Raw genomic sequence first — 16,057 nt, forward strand, 5'->3', positions numbered from 1 at the left:
CTAATTGTCAAGTATATGAACGATGCATGGAGCCATGCGCCTGCGGAGGAGTAACTCAAATTGACCGTCGCCATTCTGTGAACTCTAATTCCACCTATATGAATATCTCCAACGAGGCCCCATGGGACCGCTCGCCGGCATCACCATTCTCGACCTGACCTCAGTGCTGATGGGCCCCTACGGCACCCAGGTGCTGGCGGACATGGGCGCCGACGTCATCAAGGTCGAAAGTCCCGAGGGCGATATCGTTCGCCAGATCGGTCCCGGCCGCACGCCCGGCATGGGCGGGATGTTCCACAACGCCAATCGCGGCAAGCGCAGCATCGTGCTCGATCTCAAGAAGCCGGAAGGGCGCGATGCGCTGCTGCGGCTGGCCAAGCGCGCCAACGCGCTCGTCTACAATGTGCGCCCGCAGGCGATGGCCCGGCTCGGCCTCGACTATGAGACGCTCGCCGCGCTCAACCCCGCCCTCGTCTATGTCGGCGCGTTCGGCTACGGCCAGTCCGGCCCCTATGCGGCGAAACCTGCCTACGACGACCTGATCCAGGGCGCGGCCACCGTGCCGACGCTGCTTGCCGCCGCCGGGGACGGCACGCCGCGCTATGTTCCCGTCACCATCGCCGACCGCATCGTCGGCCTGATGATGGTCAACGCGATCATGGGCGGGTTGATGCACCAGCAGCGCACCGGCATCGGCCAACGCATCGACGTGCCGATGTTCGAGTCGATGGCGGAGTTCGTGCTGGTCGATCATCTGGGCGGCCTGACCTACGATCCGCCGCTCGACCATGGCGGCTATGCCCGCCTGCTGTCGCGCTATCGCCGGCCCTACAAGACCAGCGATGGCCATCTCTGCGTGCTCATCTACAACGACAAGCACTGGCGCAGCTTCTTCGAGGCGATCGGCCGGCCGGAATTTTTGCAGCAGCCGCGCTTCGCCAACCACGCCGCGCGCACCAAGCATATCGACGAGATCTACGAGGAGATCGGCCACATCTTCGTCACGCGCACGAGCGCGGAATGGCGCAAGCTTCTGGAGCACGCCGACATTCCGGTGATGCCGATGCATACGCTGGAGACGATTCTGGATGATCCCCATCTCAAGGCGGTCGACTTCTTCAGGACGGTCGATCACCCCGTGGAAGGCCGCATCCGGCAGATGCGCGTGCCCTCCACCTGGAGCGTGACCCAGCCGGAGCCGGCTGGCCCTGCGCCGACGCTCGGCCAGCACGGCCGCGACATTCTGAGCGAGGCCGGGTTCTCGGCTGATGAGATCGAGCAGCTCGCACAACAAGAAGCAGTTCACCTGGCGGCGCCGCCTTAAAAGGCAGGCGCCGGCCAGACTAGCAACGACAGGGAGGAAACCGCGATGGCCGGACTTTATTTCGAAGACTTCTCCGTGGGCCAGGAGTTCAGGCATCCGCTGACCCGGACCGTCACGGAGATGGACAACACCATGTTCAGCCTGCTGACGCTCAATCCGCAGCCGCTGCACATCGACGCGCATTTCTCTGAAAAGACCGAGTTCGGCCAGCGCATTTTCAACAGCCTTTACACCCTCGGCATCATGATCGGCATGACGGTCTATGATACGACCTTGGGGTCCACCGTTGCCAATCTCGGCATGACCGACGTCACTTTTCCGAAGCCGGTCTTCCACGGCGACACGCTGCGGGCGACGACGAAGGTGCTTTCGTTGAGAGAATCCAAATCGCGCCCCAAGGCGGGCATCGTCGAGTTCGAGCACCACGCCTGGAACCAGAACGACGAGATCGTCGGCAAATGCCGCCGCATGGCGATGATGCACAAGAGGCCGGTCTGATGCGTTCGATGCTGTTCGTGCCGGGGGACTCCTCGCGCAAATTCGAGAAGGCGAGCGAAGGCAAGGCCGACGCGCTGATCATCGATCTCGAGGACTCCGTCGTCACCGAGAAGAAGGACGAGGCGCGCAAGCTGACGCTTCAGATGCTGAGGGACCGCCGCGGTCCGCACCAGCTCTATGTCCGCGTCAACGCGCTCGATACCGGCATGACGCTGGCCGATCTCGCCGCGGTGATGCCAGGCGCGCCCGACGGCATCGTGCTGCCGAAATCGCGCGGCGGTGACGATGTGCGGCAGCTTGCGACCTGGCTCGAAGCCTTCGAGGCGGCGGCCGGCACCAAGGTCGGCTCGACCCGCATCGTCTGCGTCGCCACTGAGACCGCCGGCTCGATCTTCGGGCTCGGCACCTACAAGGACTGCTCCCCTCGCCTCGCCGGACTGATGTGGGGCGCGGAGGATCTCTCGGCCTCACTCGGCGCCACCGAGAAAGCCTCGGGCGGCGTGTTCCACAGCCCCTATCGCCTCGCGCGGGACCTCTGCCTGATGGCGGCCGCCGCGGCCGAGGTCGCGCCGATCGACACGGTCTATACCGACATCGACAATCTGGCCGGTCTCGAGCAGGAAACGCGCGCGGCACGGCGCGACGGCTTTTCGGCGAAGGCGCTGATCCATCCAAAACACGTCGACATCGTCAATGCTGCCTTCGAGCCGACCGAGGCGGAGCGCACATGGGCGGAGAAGGTGATCGCGGCGTTCGCAAGCAATCCCAATTCCGGCACGCTGCGCCTCGACGGCATGATGATCGACAAGCCGCATCTTCGCGCCGCGAAGAAGATCCTCGGCCAGCCATAGACCCCGGGATAGCGCGCAGTGACAGACGGGATCGGATCATGATCGTTCGCCAAGCCGCAAACGTCCTGGAGATCATGGAGTTCTTCGCGCAAGCGAGGAAGCCGGCGACGCTTGCGGAGATCGCCGATCATTTCGGCTGGCCGCGCTCGTCGACCTTCAACCTGCTCGCGACACTGTCGGAGAAAGGCTATCTCTATGAGCCGCGGCCGCGCGCCGGCTTCTATCCGACGCCGCGGTGGCTCGCCATGGCACGGATGATCTCGGAGGTCGAGCCGCTGCCGCCCTGGACGCACACGCTGGTCGCCGATCTCTCCTCTGAGACCGGCGAGACCGCCTCGATCGTGGCGCCGGCCGGCGTGATGGCGGTATTTATCGACGTCGTCGAGTCCAAGGCCGCGATCCGCTATTTCGCGACCATCGGCCACCGCGTGCCGATCCACGCCACCGCCAGCGGCCGCGCGCTGCTGCTACAATATTCGCAGGAGGAGCGCGACTCGGTCTATCGCAAGATCGAGTTCAAGCAGTACGGCCCGTCGACGCCGATCAGTATCGAGGCCGTAGAGGCTGAGCTGCGCAACTCGATCGATCGCGGCTATTGCCAGAGCTTTGGCGACTACAGCCGCGACCTCGCCGGCGCCGCGATTCCCTTGCCGATCGGCGACCGCCGCCTTTCGGTCGTCGTCGCAGGCCCGGAATTCCGGATCGGCCCGAAAGTCGGCGAAGTCGCCGCGCTGATTGCGCGGACAGTCGATCGGCTGCGGCCGAAGACCACCGCAGCTTAGGCCGTAGCCTCAATCGAATCCCTGAACGGGCGGCGTCGTGGTCGGCGCCGGCGCAGCCGGAGCTGCCTGAACCGGCGGGTTGTTGTCCGGCCCCATTTGAGCGACACGGCCATTGGCTTCCATCGCCCTGCTACTGGTCGGACCCGGAGTCGCAGAGGCGGGCGTCGGGGCTGCTGGGGCGGGCACTGGAGGGGCCGAACTCGGGACGCGATTCGCTTCTCTGCGTGGCCGCTGCCGGCTCGTTGCCGACCGAGAACCGCGCACGCCCCATGACCTAGCGATTGAAGGCCCGGCGGTATAGCCGATCACTGCGCCCGCGACGGCACCGACCGGTCCCAGCACGACAGCGCCGGACACGGCTCCGAGCGCCGCAGAGCCAGCGCGCTCCTGCGCAACGGCACCTGCCGGAACCAACGCAAGCATCACGATTGCGGCCATCAAAAATCTGTTCATCGGAGCGCCTCCCTCACGGGAATTCACTCTTACGAAAATATGGCAGCAGAACGTTTGTTTATCGCCCAACAGAGGGCAATCGGCTGATGGAACTCCGGCAGTCAAGGAACTTCCGCCGCGATAGTTGTCCCGGCGGAAGCGGCTCAACCCTTAGACGATCTTGATCGACATGTCCGGCAGCCCCTCGAGCTTGCACAGGAGCACGTCGCCCTTCACGACCGGGCCGACATTCTCGGGCGTGCCGGAATAGATGATGTCGCCGGCCTTGAGCTCGAAGGCCTCCGACAGTTTTGCGATCTGCTCGGCGACGCTCCAGATCATCTTGCTGAGATCCGAGCTCTGCCGCACGGTGCCGTTCACCGCCAGCGAGATCGCGCCCTTCTCGAAATGGCCGGTCTTGCTCACGGGGTGGATTGGGCCGATCACCGCGGCGTGGTCAAAGCTCTTGCCGATCTCCCACGGCTTCTTCTCAGCGGCCATGCCGTTCTGGAGATCGCGCCGGGTCATGTCGAGACCGAGCGCGTAGCCGTAGACGTTCTCGAGCGCCTTTTCGGCCGGGATGTTGGTGCCGCCGGACTTCAGCGCGGCGACCAGTTCGACCTCGTGATGATAGTTCTTGGTGAGCGAGGGATAAGGATGATCTGCGACCTCGCCGATCGCGACGTTCTGGATCGCATCGGTCGGCTTCTGGAAGAAGAACGGCGGCTCGCGATTCGGGTCCGAGCCGCGCTCGATCGCATGCGCCGCATAGTTGCGCCCGATGCAGTAGATGCGGCGCACCTGGAACACGCTTGTCTCGCCGACGATCGGGATCGTCACCATCGGCACCGCGAAGATCGGCTTCGGTGTGCTTTGCGCCGCGGCCGGCGCCGCATCGGCGATGCCTGCCGCGGTCATCGCGGCTGCGGCCGTGAGCACGTCGCGTCGAGAGGTCTTTGTCATGATCCTGTTTCCGTTGCTTTTGGCCGCGCGTTTGCGGCGAAGCCAGTCATAGAGCCAAACGCCGGACTGGCCAATGCCCGCCCGCTACGCCTTAAGTCGCGACACCGTCCAAGAACGCCCGGACCATCTGCGGGCCGTCGTCCGGGTCGGTGGCGGCGACGCGATAGGAATCGCCGAGCAGGCCGCCGCGGGACCTTGCGAAATTAAGATTGGAGGCAGAAGTTCTGCCATGCAACCCGGGTTGACGGTTCGAGTCGATGCATCTGCTTTTGGCGGCGCGGTCAAGAAATCGGCACGACCTGTACAGAAGGCGCTCTCGATCGGGCGGGCCTGCTCGGGCAGCCAAGGCTATGACAATCGTGCTGTTGATTGGCACAAGGTGGTGCGTGGCCCATGCCGCCGACGTATCCATCGCCCCCGCGGAGCTGAAAGCGATCGGCACGATCGATCCGCGCTTTCAGTCGTACAACATCGAGATGGTGGAGGTGACAGGCGGACGGTTCTGGAAAGCGTATCCACGCGCCGCGCGCGCCCTCGATACGCGTGATCGCTACAGCCATAGACCGCCGATCGATCTTACCAACATACGTCTGCGCATGCTCGCCGCGGCCCTGTCGCCGGCCTATATGCGCGTCAGCGGCACCTGGGCCAATGCGACGTTCTTCGCCGACAAGGAAACTGCTCCCGCGAGGCCACCCGCCGGATTCAATTCCGTGCTCAGCCGCGCCCAGTGGCGCAGCGTCGTCGATTTCGCGCGCGCGGTCGATGCGGAGATCGTAACCTCCTTCGCCGTCAGTCCCGGCACCCGCAATCGTGACGGCACGTGGCGGCAGGATCAGGCGCAAAGCCTGATCAACTTCACGCGTTCGCTCGGCGGGCACCTCAAAGCCGCCGAATTCATGAACGAGCCGACGCTTGCGGCCGACAACGGCGCGCCGCCGCGATATGACGCAACGGCCTATGGCCGTGACTTCAATATCTTTCGCGCATGGCTGCGGCGCGCTGCGCCGGAGACGCTGATCGTCGGGCCCGCCTCGGTCGGCGACACTGCGTCACCGCGCGCATCGGGCATCACCACGCGCAATCTGCTGGCCGCATCTGGTTCCGGCGTCGACCGCTTCTCTTATCATCACTACAACACGATCTCGCCGCGCTGCGGCGGCCGCGACGATCCGAAGCAGGCGCTCACGGAGCAATGGCTCGCCCGGTCCGATGCGACGCTGGCGATCTACCGTTCCTTGCGAGATGCATTCGAGCCGGGCAAGCCGATCTGGCTGACCGAGACGGCCGATGCGGCCTGCGGCGGCAACCGCTGGGACAAGACATTTCTCGACACGTTCCGTTATCTCGACCAGCTCGGACGCCTGGCCAGAGGCGGCGTCCAGGTTGTGATGCACAACACGCTCGCCGCCAGCGATTATGGTCTGCTCGACGAGAAGACCTTTCGCCCGCGCCCGAATTACTGGGCCGCGCTGCTCTGGCATCGGCTGATGGGAACGACCGTGCTCGACGCGGGCGCAGCCGTCGCGCCGGGCCTTCGCGTCTACGCGCATTGCCACCCCGCATTACGCGGCGCGCTCACGCTGCTCGCGATCAACCTCGCGCGCGACGCACCGCTCTCGTTCGCCGTGCCACTCCCGTCGACGCGCTACACGCTCGGCTCGGCGCGGCTGCAAGGCGCGATGGTGCAATTGAACGGCAAGACGCTCGCGCTCGCGACGGACGAGAACTTGCCGGATCTCATCGGCATTTCGACGGCAGCTGGCACTATTCGTCTCGCACCGGCGACCATCACCTTCCTCGTCATCCCCGGCGCCGCGAACCCAGCATGCCCATAGCCGCGCTCACGACCTCAGCGCATCGCGCGCCGTCTCCGGCGCCATCAGCGTCGAGATGATCGTAATCACCGAGAGCGCGATGATGTAGAGCGAGACCGCCCAGTATGATCCCGTCCAGGCGAGCAGCGCCGTTGCGATCAGCGGCGAGAAGCCGCCGCTGAGGGCGGCCGCGACATTGGCGCCGAGCGAAGCGCCGCTGTACCGGACCTGGGTCCGGAACAATTCCGGCATGAATGCCGCCTTCGGCCCGAACAGCAGCGCGTGCGTCAACGTCATCGTGACGACGAGGGCCAGCGTGATCAGCACGGGCTCTCTTGTATCGAGGAACCAGAACAGCGGAAACGCCAGCGCCACCGAGAAGATGCCACCCGCAAGATAGAGCGCCTTGCGTCCAAAAATGTCGGAGAGCCATCCCGCAAGCGGCAGCGTCGCGAATTCGACGATCGCGGCGTAGACCACCGCGTCCAGGATCACCTGGCGCGGCAGGCCGAGTTTTGTGGTGGCGTAGACCACCGTGAAGACGGTGAGCAGATAAGCGAGCCCCACCTCGGACACCGTGATGCCGATCGCGAGCAGAAAACTGCGCCAGTCGCGGCGCAGCACTTCCCAGACCGGCTGCGCCAGCACCTCCTTGCGCTCGACGACCTCCTTGAAGTGCGGCGTTTCGGCAAGCTTCAGCCGCACGATGAAGCCGATGCCGACAAGGAGAATGCTGATCAGGAACGGCACGCGCCAGCCCCAGCTCAGGAAATCCGCCTCGGGCAGCTTCGTCATCAGCGCGAAGATGCCAGTGGAGGCGGCAACGCCGATGGGAAAGCCGATCTGGACGAGGCTGCCATAGAAGCCGCGGCGATTGCCGGCATGCTCGATCACCATGACGACCGCCCCGCTCCACTCGCCGCCGAGCCCGATGCCCTGGATGAAGCGCAGAACGACGAGGAAGATCGGCGCCCAGATGCCGATCTGGCTGTAGGTCGGCAGGCAGCCGATCAGGAAGGTGCCGAGCCCCATCGCGATCATGGTCACGACCAGCATGGCCTTGCGCCCGAGCCGGTCGCCGTAGTGCCCGATGATGGCGCCACCGATCGGGCGCGCCACGAAGCCCACCGCATAGGTCGAGAATGCCGCCAGCGTGCCGACGAAAGGATCGAAGCTCGGAAAGAACAGCTTGTTGAACACGAGCGCTGCGGCCGTGCCGTAGATCAGGAAATCGTACCACTCGATCGCGGTGCCGAGCGCGCTCGCCCACACCACATGCGCCGTCGTCGATCTCTCCGTCGCGGCGGAGACCCCCGTTGCTGCGGTCATGCCATGCCCCAGACTGCCGGCGGCCATCATGGACAATCGCAAGAGAGGTTGCAACCTGCCCGGGTGTTGTTGTCTCGGCTTTCGCGGTCGTCCTGGTGAGAGTTATGGATGCTGGGCCCACACACTCCTTCATTGCGAGCGCAGCGAAGCAATCCAGAATCTTTCCGCGGAGACAGTCTGGATTGCTTCGCTACGCTCGCAATGACGACGTTGAAGCAATTGCGCCCAATGCTTCCCCAACATCGTCCCGGCGCAGGCCGGGACCCACCGAGAGGCAGCACTAGCTTCGTCTCCATTGCATGCCGCCGCTCGCCTTGCCCACCCGCCCTGGAACCCATAATTCGCTATTGACAAACTCATTCGCTAATATCTAATTTGCAACCAAATCCATAACCCGCCGCAAGATGCGGACATAAAGAGAGGGAACGACGATGAGAGGGCTTTTGGCCTGCGCCGTGCTCGCGGCCATGACTTCAACGGCGATGACGACGGCAGCCACCGCGCAAGTCTCCGACGACGTGGTGCGGATCGGCGTGTTGACGGATTTGTCGAGCTGGGGCCGCGACAATAGCGGGCCGGGCTCGGTCGAAGCGGCCAAGATGGCGCTGGAGGAATTCGGGCCGACTGTGCTCGGCAAGCCGATCGAGATCATCAGCGCCGACCACCAGATGAAGACCGATGTCGGCGTCCAGGTCGTGCGCGGCTGGTTCGACAACGGCAAGGTCGACGCGGTCGTCGACATCCCGAATTCCGGCATCGCGATCGCCGTCCACAACATGGTCCGCGAGCGCAACAAGATCGCGCTGCTCTCCGGCCCCGGCGCGAGCTCGCTGACCGACGAGCTGTGCAGCCCGAACACCGTGCACTTCACCTATGACACCTACGCGCTGTCGAAGGTGACCGCGTCCGCCGTGATCAAGGAAGGCGGCAAGTCCTGGTACTTCATCACCGCCGACTACGCCTTCGGCCAACAGCTCGAGAAGGACGCGACGCGCTTCATCAACGAGATGGGCGGCAAGGTGCTCGGCGGCGTACGGCATCCGACCAACACCGCCGACTTCTCCTCCTTCGCGCTGCAGGCGCAGAGCTCCAAGGCCGACGTGGTGGCGTTCGCCAATGCCGGCCAGGACACCGACAACGCCATCAAGCAGTCCGGCGAGTTCGGCCTGGTCCAGGGCGGCCAGAAGCTCGTGGGCCTGTTGATGTTCGACACCGACGTGCACGCGATCGGGCTGAAGGCCGCGCAGGGCACCTACATGACCACGGCCTCGTACTGGAACATGGACGAGGCGACCCGCGCCTGGTCGAAGAAATTCTACGAGCGCACCAAGGTGATGCCGACCATGATCCAGACCGGGGTCTATGGCTCGGTGCTGCATTACCTGAAAGGCATCAAGGCCGCCGGCACCGACGATCCCGCCAAGGTGATGGCCAAGATGCGCGAGCTGCCGATCGAGGATACCTTCGTCCATGGCGGCAAGTTGCGCGAGGACGGCCGTGTCATCCGCGACATGTATCTCGCCAAGGTGAAATCGCCCGAGCAGTCCAAGGAGCCCTGGGACTATCTGGAGATCGTCAAGACCGTGAAGGGCGAGGACGCCTTCCGTCCGGTCTCCGAGTCCAATTGTCCGCTCCTGAAGAAGTGAGGTCCACATGACCGGCAACGAGCGCAGCGCAATTGAGACTTACGAGTGCGATGTGCTCGTGGCCGGATCGGGGGCATCCGGCATGTCGGCCGCGATCACCGCCCGCTCCCGCGGCCTCGACGTGCTGATCGTCGAGAAGGAGTCGCGCTTCGGCGGCACCACCGCGCGCTCCGGCGGCTGGCTGTGGATCCCCGGCACCTCGCTGGCGAAGGCCTACGGCATCGAGGAGACACTGGAGCAGGCCCGCACCTATCTACGCCACGAGGCCGGCAACAATTTTGATGCCGCGCGCGTCGATGCGTTTCTCTCGGCGGGCCCCGAGGCCGTGGATTTCTTCACCACCAAGACCGCCCTTCGCTTCGACATGCCGCTGGTGTTTCCGGACTACCACGCCGAAGCGCCCGGCGGCGCGCAGGGCGGCCGGTCGATGGTGACGCGCCCGTTCGACGGCCGCGAGCTCGGCGATCAGATCAAGACGCTCGGCATGCCCCTGCCCGAGCTCACCGTGTTCGGCATGATGCTCGGATCGGGCAGGGAGATCATCCATTTCATGCGCGTGACGAAGTCGCTGACCTCGGCGGTCTACGTCGCAAAGCGCCTGTCGCGGCACTTCATGGACGTGCTGCGCTATGGCCGCGGCATGACGCTGACCAACGGCAATGCGCTTGCGGGACGCCTCGCCAAATCCGCACTCGATCTCAAGATTCCGATGTGGCTCTCCGCGCCCGCGCGCGAGTTGACGATCGAAAACGGCGCGGTGACCGGCGCGATTGTCACCCGCGAGGGACGCGATATTCGTGTTCGCGCGCGGCGGGGCGTCGTGCTCGCCTGCGGCGGCTTCCCGCATGACGTTGCACGGCGCAAGAAGATGTTCCCGCATGCGCCGACCGGCAACGAGCACTATTCCCCGGGACCGACCGGCAACAGCGGCGACGGCCTGCGCCTTGCGGAGAGCGCCGGCGGACGCATCGAGGATCGCCTGCCGAATGCAGCGGCCTGGGTCCCGGTGTCGCTGACCACGCGCAAGGACGGATCGAAGGGCGTGATGCCGCATTTCATCGACCGCGCCAAGCCCGGCGTGATCGCGGTGATGCGCGACGGCAAGCGCTTTGCCAACGAAGGTAATTCCTACCACGACTTCGTCCAGGCGATGGTCAAGGCGGCCAAGCCCGGCGAGGAGATCGCGGCCTTCCTCGTCTGCGATCACAAGACGCTGCGAAAATACGGCCTCGGCTGCGTGCCGCCCTTCCCGATGCCGCTCGGTCGTCATTTGAGCACCGGCTATCTCATGCGCGGCGATACGCTGGAGGCGCTCGCGGCGAAAGCCGGCATCGACGCCAAGGCGTTCTCCGCAACCGTGGCGCAGTTCAATGCCACCGCTCCACAAGGACATGATGCCGCCTTCGGCAAGGGCTCGAAGGCCTATAACCGCTACCAGGGCGACGCGCTGCATGGCCCCAATCCCTGCGTCGCGCCGCTCGAGAACGGGCCGTTCTACGCCATCAAGATGGTGGTCGGCGATCTCGGCACCTATGCCGGCATCGTCACCGACGAGAACGCGCGCGCGCTCGACGGCGAAGGCCGCGTCATTCCCGGGCTCTATGCCGCGGGCAACGACATGGCGAGCATCATGGGCGGCAATTATCCCGGCGCCGGCATCACGCTTGGGCCGGCACTGACCTTCGGATACATTGCCGGCCGTCATCTCGCCGACAGCGCCGCCAAGCGCAACGCGGCATAAACCAGCGCGGAGGCGCATGAAGAGAGAAAGCCGCGGCATCCAGTCGATCGAGGTCGGCGGAGAATTGCTCCGCGCCCTCGCCCGAAGTGGCGAGCCGATGATGCTGCGCGATCTTGCGCGCGAGGCCGGCATGACGCCGGCCAAGGCGCATCCTTATCTGGCCAGCTTCTCCCGCATCGGCCTGATCGAGCAGGACGAGACCACTGGCCGCTACGAGATCGGCGCGCTGGCGCTGGAACTCGGGCTGATCAGCCTGCGCCGCCTCTCCGGCGTGCGCATCGCGAGGCCGAAGATCGCGGCGCTCGCGAGCCAGATCGGCCACGCCGTCTCACTGGCGGTGTGGGGCACGCATGGACCGACCGTGGTGCAGCTCGAAGAGCCGGGCCAGCCCGTGCACATCGTGATGCGCGCCGGCTCGGTGATGGCGCTGCTGGAGACCGCCACCGGCCGCGCCTTTGCGGCCTTCCTGCCGGAGAAGACGATCAACGCCGCGCTCGAAAGCGGCCTCGATCGTCACGGCGTCGGTTACAATCCGAAGCGCGCGATCAAGAGCGCGAAGGTCGCCGAGATGCTCGCCGAGGTCCGCAAGCATGGCCTCGCCCGCGCGCTCGGCGATCCCCTGCCGGGCGTCAATGCGTTCTCGGCACCGGTGTTCGATCATTCCGGCCATGTCGCGCTGGTCATCACCGCGATGGGCCCGGAAGGCACCTTTGATGCGCGCTGGGACAGTCCCATCGCCAATGCCTTGCGCGACTGCGCCGGCAGCATCTCGAAGCGGCTCGGCCACGGGATGACTATTGCGGCGGAGTGACAATGTAGGGCACACACGCTCCACATTCTCCCGTCATCGCCCGGCTTGACCGGGCGATCCCAGTATTCCAGAGGCAGTCGTAGATTCGCAGAGAGGCCGCGGCGTACTGGGTGCCCCGGTCAAGCCGGGGCACGACAGCGTTCGTGATGCGCGGCGACGCGCCCTACTTCTCCTTCACCGGCACCGTGTAATTCAGAATCAGCCGCCCGCCATCCGGATAGATCGTCTGTCCGGTGATATAGGACGCATCGTCGCTGGCGAGGAACGCGACGACGGAGGCGACCTCGCTTGGCTCGCCGCCGCGGCCGATCGGGGTGCGTGACAGCACGTTTTTGCGGGCATCCTCGGACGTGTAGATCGCGGACGCCACCATGTCGGTCAGGATCGTACCCGGTCCGACCGCCACGACACGGATGTTATGCGGCGCGAGCGCGACGGCAGCGACTGACGTGAGCTGCTTCATTCCGCCCTTGGAGATGGCGTAGGTCGCGAGCGTCGGAATCGCCAGCAGCGCGTTGACCGAGGACATGTTGATGATGACCCCGTCGCCGCCTTGCGCGATCATCTGCTTGGCCGCGGCCTGCACGCCGAAGAACGCGCCCTTCAAATTGATGGCGAGGACGTCGTCAAAATCCTGCTCGGAGATCTCCAGGATGTCCTGGTTGCGCGCGACGCCGGCATTATTGACCATGATGTCGAGCCGGCCGAACTCCTTTACGGCGGTCGCGACGAGCCGGTCGACGTCGGCGCGCTTGGCGACATTGGCGACAATGGTGCGCAGGGCATCCGGCCGTCCGAGCTCGGCGGCCGTCTTCGCAAGGCCATCGGCATCGACATCCGAGATGACGACCTTGACGCCGTCATCGAGGAATCGTTGTGCGCAGGCCTTGCCGATGCCCCGCGCCGCGCCGGTGATGGCGGCGACCTTGCCGGAAAGTTTCATGGGTCTCACTCCAGAATAGCTCCTCGCGGCAGGCCCACTCCGGGTGAGGACTCCAGCCTAGGCCGCCGCAAAGCCGAGAAGAGCACGGAACCGGTTCTTGATAAAGACGGCATCGCGCGACGGCAGCGAGCGCGGCGGATTTTCCGCCAGAACCTTGATGACGAACAGGCGCGGTCCGTCGGCGGGCTCACTGAGCTGCGCCGCAAGGCGTTCCACCTCAGCGATCGTGCGCGCGGTTCCGGTCGCGGCAAAGCCGCAAGCCGCGGCAATCGCCGTCAGATCGACACCGCGCCCGGTGTGGCTCGCCTGCATGCCGGTCTCGCCGAAATGCTGGTTGTCGATCACGACGATGTCGAGGTTGCGGGGACGCGCGACGCCGATCGTGGCGATGCCGCCGAGCCCCATCAACTGTTCGCCGTCACCGGTCAGGACTAGGGCGCGCTTTTCCGGCTGTGCTTGCGCAAGACCGAGCCCGATCAGCGCGGCGCCGCCCATCGCGCCCCAGAGATAAAAATTGTCGTCGCGGTCGCCGGCCGCATGCAGGTCGTAGGTCGGGGAGCCGAGGCCCGAGACGACCAGCGTGTCCTTGCGATGCTTCAGGAGAGCCGCGACGGCAGCACGGCGATCAAGTTGGGAGGAAACCGGCATCGATATCACCACTTCTTCTTACCGATCAGGCGCTGCCCGATCAGGACCGCGATCTGCTGGTCGGATTCGTAGGCAAGCGCTGCGGCCGATTCGACGGTTTCGATCAAATCCTCCGGCGTCTCCGCACGCATCACTTTCATGCCTATCGCTTCCAGCGAAGGCTGCGTGGCCCGGCTCATCGGCACCTGCCAGGGATTGAACTCGGCCCACTCGCCGCGCATCGTCACCAGCATCAAGAGCGGAAAGCGGCCGATCGCCGACAGCGACAGCATGTTGATGCAATTGCCGACCCCGCTCGATTGCATCAAGAGCACGCTGCGTTGGCCGCCAAGCCAGGCACCGGCCGCGATCGCGACGCCCTCCTCTTCCGTCGTCAGCACGTTGGTGGTGACGTCGCGGTCGGCCGAGAACAGGCGGATGAGCTGGCTGTGGCCGGCATCGGGGACATAGGACATCTGCCGGACGTCGGCGGCTTTCAAGACGCGATAGAGTTCGGACGGCCAGTCATCGCCGGCGCTGGAGTCGAGATGAGGTTGTGGGCTGTGCACCGCGGGTCTCCGTTGCATTCGGAAGGCACGCTAGCGTCTCTCTCACGCGATGGCTCTGACCGTCTGGCACGACCAGATATCGAGGGATTGTATAGCTCACCGAAGCCGCCAGCGACGGAGCCAGCACTCCCTCTCCCCGCTTGCGGGGAGAGGTGACGTCCTCTCAATTCGCCGCAGATCTTGCCGCAGCCGGCATATAGATCTGCGCGTAGCCTTCCTTGATCGCGGCGGTGATGCGATCGAGGCGGCGGTCGATGTGTTTCTCCAGCACGGAGACGCAGGCCGCCTCGTCGCGCGCCTTCAAGCCTTCGACGACGGCGCGATGCTCGGCCTGCGTATTGGAGCGGTTGATGCGGTCCATGTCGATCCAGCGCACGAAGCGGATGCGGGCGTTGACGTTGCGCAGGACGCGCAGCATCTCGGCATTGTTCGACATCACCATCAGCCGCTCGTGGAAGGTCTCATCCAACTCGACGAGCTCGACCGAGGACCGCTCGCCGGGATCGGGACCGGTGGCTTCGAGGAATTTCAGGAGCGCGTCGATGTCCTCGTCCTTGGCGCGCTTGATGGCGAGGCGGATCGAGGCGACCTCGATCGATTTGCGCAGCTCGTAGAGATCGAAGATCTCGTGCGCGTCGAGCTCGCGGCAGAAAAAGCCTTTGCCGGGCGTGAAGCGCAGGAAGCCTTCGGTGTTGAGGCGATTGAGCGCTTCGCGCAGCGGCGTGCGGCTGACGCCGAGCCGCTTGGCCAACTCGCCTTCGTTGAGACGTTCGCCCGGCTTGAATTCGTAGCTCACGGCCATCGCCTTGAGCTGTTCATAGACGCGATCGACGATGCTATCGGAAGCCAGTTCCACGTTGCTCTTCATAAGCTGCATTCATGCCCGAACACAGCCTAATATACCGGGGCTGTGTGGGCGATGGCAATGCAAACGACGTCTTAGCAGAGTTTGTTCAGAGCTTTGCGACACCCCGACTCAGGCGAAAGCGCGCGGCCGCAGCCCAGCATGAAACCAGGTGATCATGGAATAGATGTCATAAACGGGCAGCCCGACCTCGGCCTGCAAGGCGGCGGCATAAGGTGGCATGTTGGTGCATTCGAGCACGATCGCGCCGACATCCGGATTCTTGGCAACGAGCTCCTTGCCGGCCTCAACCACGTCGCGCTCGGCCTCGGCAACGTCCATGTCGTCCTTCTCGGCCTTGATCAGAACGCGGAAGAACTCCTTGCCGTTCTCGGTGCCGACCAGCGGCGTGTCGAGCGGCACGCCGGCGCCTTCGAGATGGGCCGGCGTCAGCGTCGAGCCGGACACCGTGACGAGACCGACGCGCTTGCCGGGCGGCAGCGTCGCCTGCACCCACGACACCTGCATCAGCGATGACGTCGCGACGGGGACGCCGACGGCGGCCGCGATCTCCTTCTGGAACAGCGACAGGAAGCCGCAATTGGTGGTGATGGCTTCGGCCCCTAACCGCACCAGATCCTTCGCCGCGTCGATGAAATCCGGCAGCAGGCCCGCCGCGCCCTTCAGCACGACCTTCTCCGGCGAAGCGCCGCTCACCACGCGATACAACACGGGGAACGGCCAGGTCGTGCCGTTGCCCATGTCGCCGGGAATGCGGGGGAAGCGTGCTTCCAGCATCAAAATGCCGAGCGGCGCGCCATAGATGGCCTTGCCGCCGCGGGCGATACGGGAAGACGAGTTGGCTGGAAAGGTCATGGTG

14 protein-coding genes and 1 pseudogene are annotated in these 16,057 nt (G+C 64.9%); 8 read left to right on the forward strand and 7 right to left on the reverse strand.

What is annotated here, in order from left to right:
• Positions 1-121 precede the first annotated feature (121 nt).
• The 4 genes and pseudogenes from AXW67_RS31505 to AXW67_RS31520 all read left to right on the forward strand — a co-directional run bounded on the left by AXW67_RS31505 (position 122) and on the right by AXW67_RS31520 (position 3,455).
• Positions 122-1,324, forward strand: coding sequence for a CaiB/BaiF CoA transferase family protein (locus AXW67_RS31505; RefSeq protein ID WP_063681058.1), 1,203 nt, complete (start codon positions 122-124; stop codon positions 1,322-1,324).
• 30 nt (positions 1,325-1,354) lie between these two features.
• A pseudogene (locus AXW67_RS31510) lies at positions 1,355-1,822 on the forward strand (MaoC family dehydratase); the annotation flags it as partial.
• Complete coding sequence (locus tag AXW67_RS31515) at positions 1,822-2,673, forward strand: HpcH/HpaI aldolase/citrate lyase family protein (protein ID WP_027556701.1); 852 nt, start codon at positions 1,822-1,824, stop codon at positions 2,671-2,673. The pseudogene AXW67_RS31510 and the gene AXW67_RS31515, both read left to right, overlap by 1 nt.
• 38 nt (positions 2,674-2,711) lie before the next feature.
• Complete coding sequence (locus AXW67_RS31520; RefSeq protein ID WP_027556700.1) at positions 2,712-3,455, forward strand: IclR family transcriptional regulator; 744 nt, start codon at positions 2,712-2,714, stop codon at positions 3,453-3,455.
• A 603-nt stretch (positions 3,456-4,058) separates the two neighbouring features.
• On the opposite strand, the gene AXW67_RS31525 is transcribed toward AXW67_RS31520, so the two are convergent.
• The gene (locus tag AXW67_RS31525) at positions 4,059-4,850 is read right to left on the reverse strand and encodes a fumarylacetoacetate hydrolase family protein (RefSeq protein ID WP_063681060.1); all 792 of its coding nucleotides are present in this window, start codon (positions 4,848-4,850) and stop codon (positions 4,059-4,061) included.
• 386 nt (positions 4,851-5,236) lie between these two features.
• On the opposite strand from AXW67_RS31525, the gene AXW67_RS31530 reads away from it, so the two are divergent.
• A complete protein-coding gene (locus AXW67_RS31530) occupies positions 5,237-6,688 on the forward strand; it encodes a glycosyl hydrolase family 79 N-terminal domain-containing protein (protein ID WP_245315782.1) in 1,452 nt (483 codons plus the stop codon).
• Between the two features lie 6 nt (positions 6,689-6,694).
• Here AXW67_RS31530 and AXW67_RS31535 read toward each other — a convergent pair whose 3' ends face one another.
• Positions 6,695-7,996 carry an MFS transporter gene (locus tag AXW67_RS31535; protein ID WP_063681077.1) on the reverse strand — a complete coding sequence of 434 codons (1,302 nt, stop codon included), beginning with the start codon at positions 7,994-7,996 and terminating at the stop codon, positions 6,695-6,697.
• A 431-nt stretch (positions 7,997-8,427) separates the two neighbouring features.
• Between AXW67_RS31535 and AXW67_RS31540 the strand changes: the two genes are divergently transcribed.
• From AXW67_RS31540 to AXW67_RS31550, 3 genes are read left to right on the forward strand one after another with little or no spacing between them, the layout of a single operon-like run.
• On the forward strand, positions 8,428-9,642 hold the full coding sequence (locus AXW67_RS31540; protein WP_063681062.1) for an ABC transporter substrate-binding protein: 1,215 nt from the start codon (positions 8,428-8,430) through the stop codon (positions 9,640-9,642).
• Between the two features lie 7 nt (positions 9,643-9,649).
• Complete coding sequence (locus tag AXW67_RS31545) at positions 9,650-11,383, forward strand: FAD-dependent oxidoreductase (RefSeq protein ID WP_063681063.1); 1,734 nt, start codon at positions 9,650-9,652, stop codon at positions 11,381-11,383.
• 16 nt (positions 11,384-11,399) lie between these two features.
• Positions 11,400-12,194, forward strand: a complete 795-nt coding sequence (locus tag AXW67_RS31550) for an IclR family transcriptional regulator (RefSeq protein ID WP_027556694.1) — start codon at positions 11,400-11,402, stop codon at positions 12,192-12,194.
• Between the two features lie 163 nt (positions 12,195-12,357).
• Here the strand turns inward: AXW67_RS31550 and AXW67_RS31555 are convergent, their stop codons facing one another.
• The 5 genes from AXW67_RS31555 to AXW67_RS31575 form a co-directional block, all read right to left on the reverse strand.
• Positions 12,358-13,137, reverse strand: coding sequence for an SDR family NAD(P)-dependent oxidoreductase (locus tag AXW67_RS31555; RefSeq protein ID WP_063681064.1), 780 nt, complete (start codon positions 13,135-13,137; stop codon positions 12,358-12,360).
• Between the two features lie 57 nt (positions 13,138-13,194).
• The gene (locus AXW67_RS31560) at positions 13,195-13,785 is read right to left on the reverse strand and encodes a thiamine pyrophosphate-dependent enzyme (protein ID WP_027556692.1); all 591 of its coding nucleotides are present in this window, start codon (positions 13,783-13,785) and stop codon (positions 13,195-13,197) included.
• Between the two features lie 5 nt (positions 13,786-13,790).
• Positions 13,791-14,351 (reverse strand): thiamine pyrophosphate-binding protein, encoded by a 561-nt coding sequence (locus AXW67_RS31565; protein WP_371260921.1) that lies wholly within the window; start codon positions 14,349-14,351, stop codon positions 13,791-13,793.
• Between the two features lie 145 nt (positions 14,352-14,496).
• Positions 14,497-15,201, reverse strand: a complete 705-nt coding sequence (locus tag AXW67_RS31570) for a GntR family transcriptional regulator (RefSeq protein WP_245284164.1) — start codon at positions 15,199-15,201, stop codon at positions 14,497-14,499.
• 108 nt (positions 15,202-15,309) lie between these two features.
• Positions 15,310-16,053 carry an aspartate/glutamate racemase family protein gene (locus tag AXW67_RS31575; protein WP_063681065.1) on the reverse strand — a complete coding sequence of 248 codons (744 nt, stop codon included), beginning with the start codon at positions 16,051-16,053 and terminating at the stop codon, positions 15,310-15,312.
• Positions 16,054-16,057: the final 4 nt, after the last annotated feature.

Source organism: Bradyrhizobium neotropicale (assembly GCF_001641695.1).
Lineage (GTDB): Bacteria > Pseudomonadota > Alphaproteobacteria > Rhizobiales > Xanthobacteraceae > Bradyrhizobium > Bradyrhizobium neotropicale.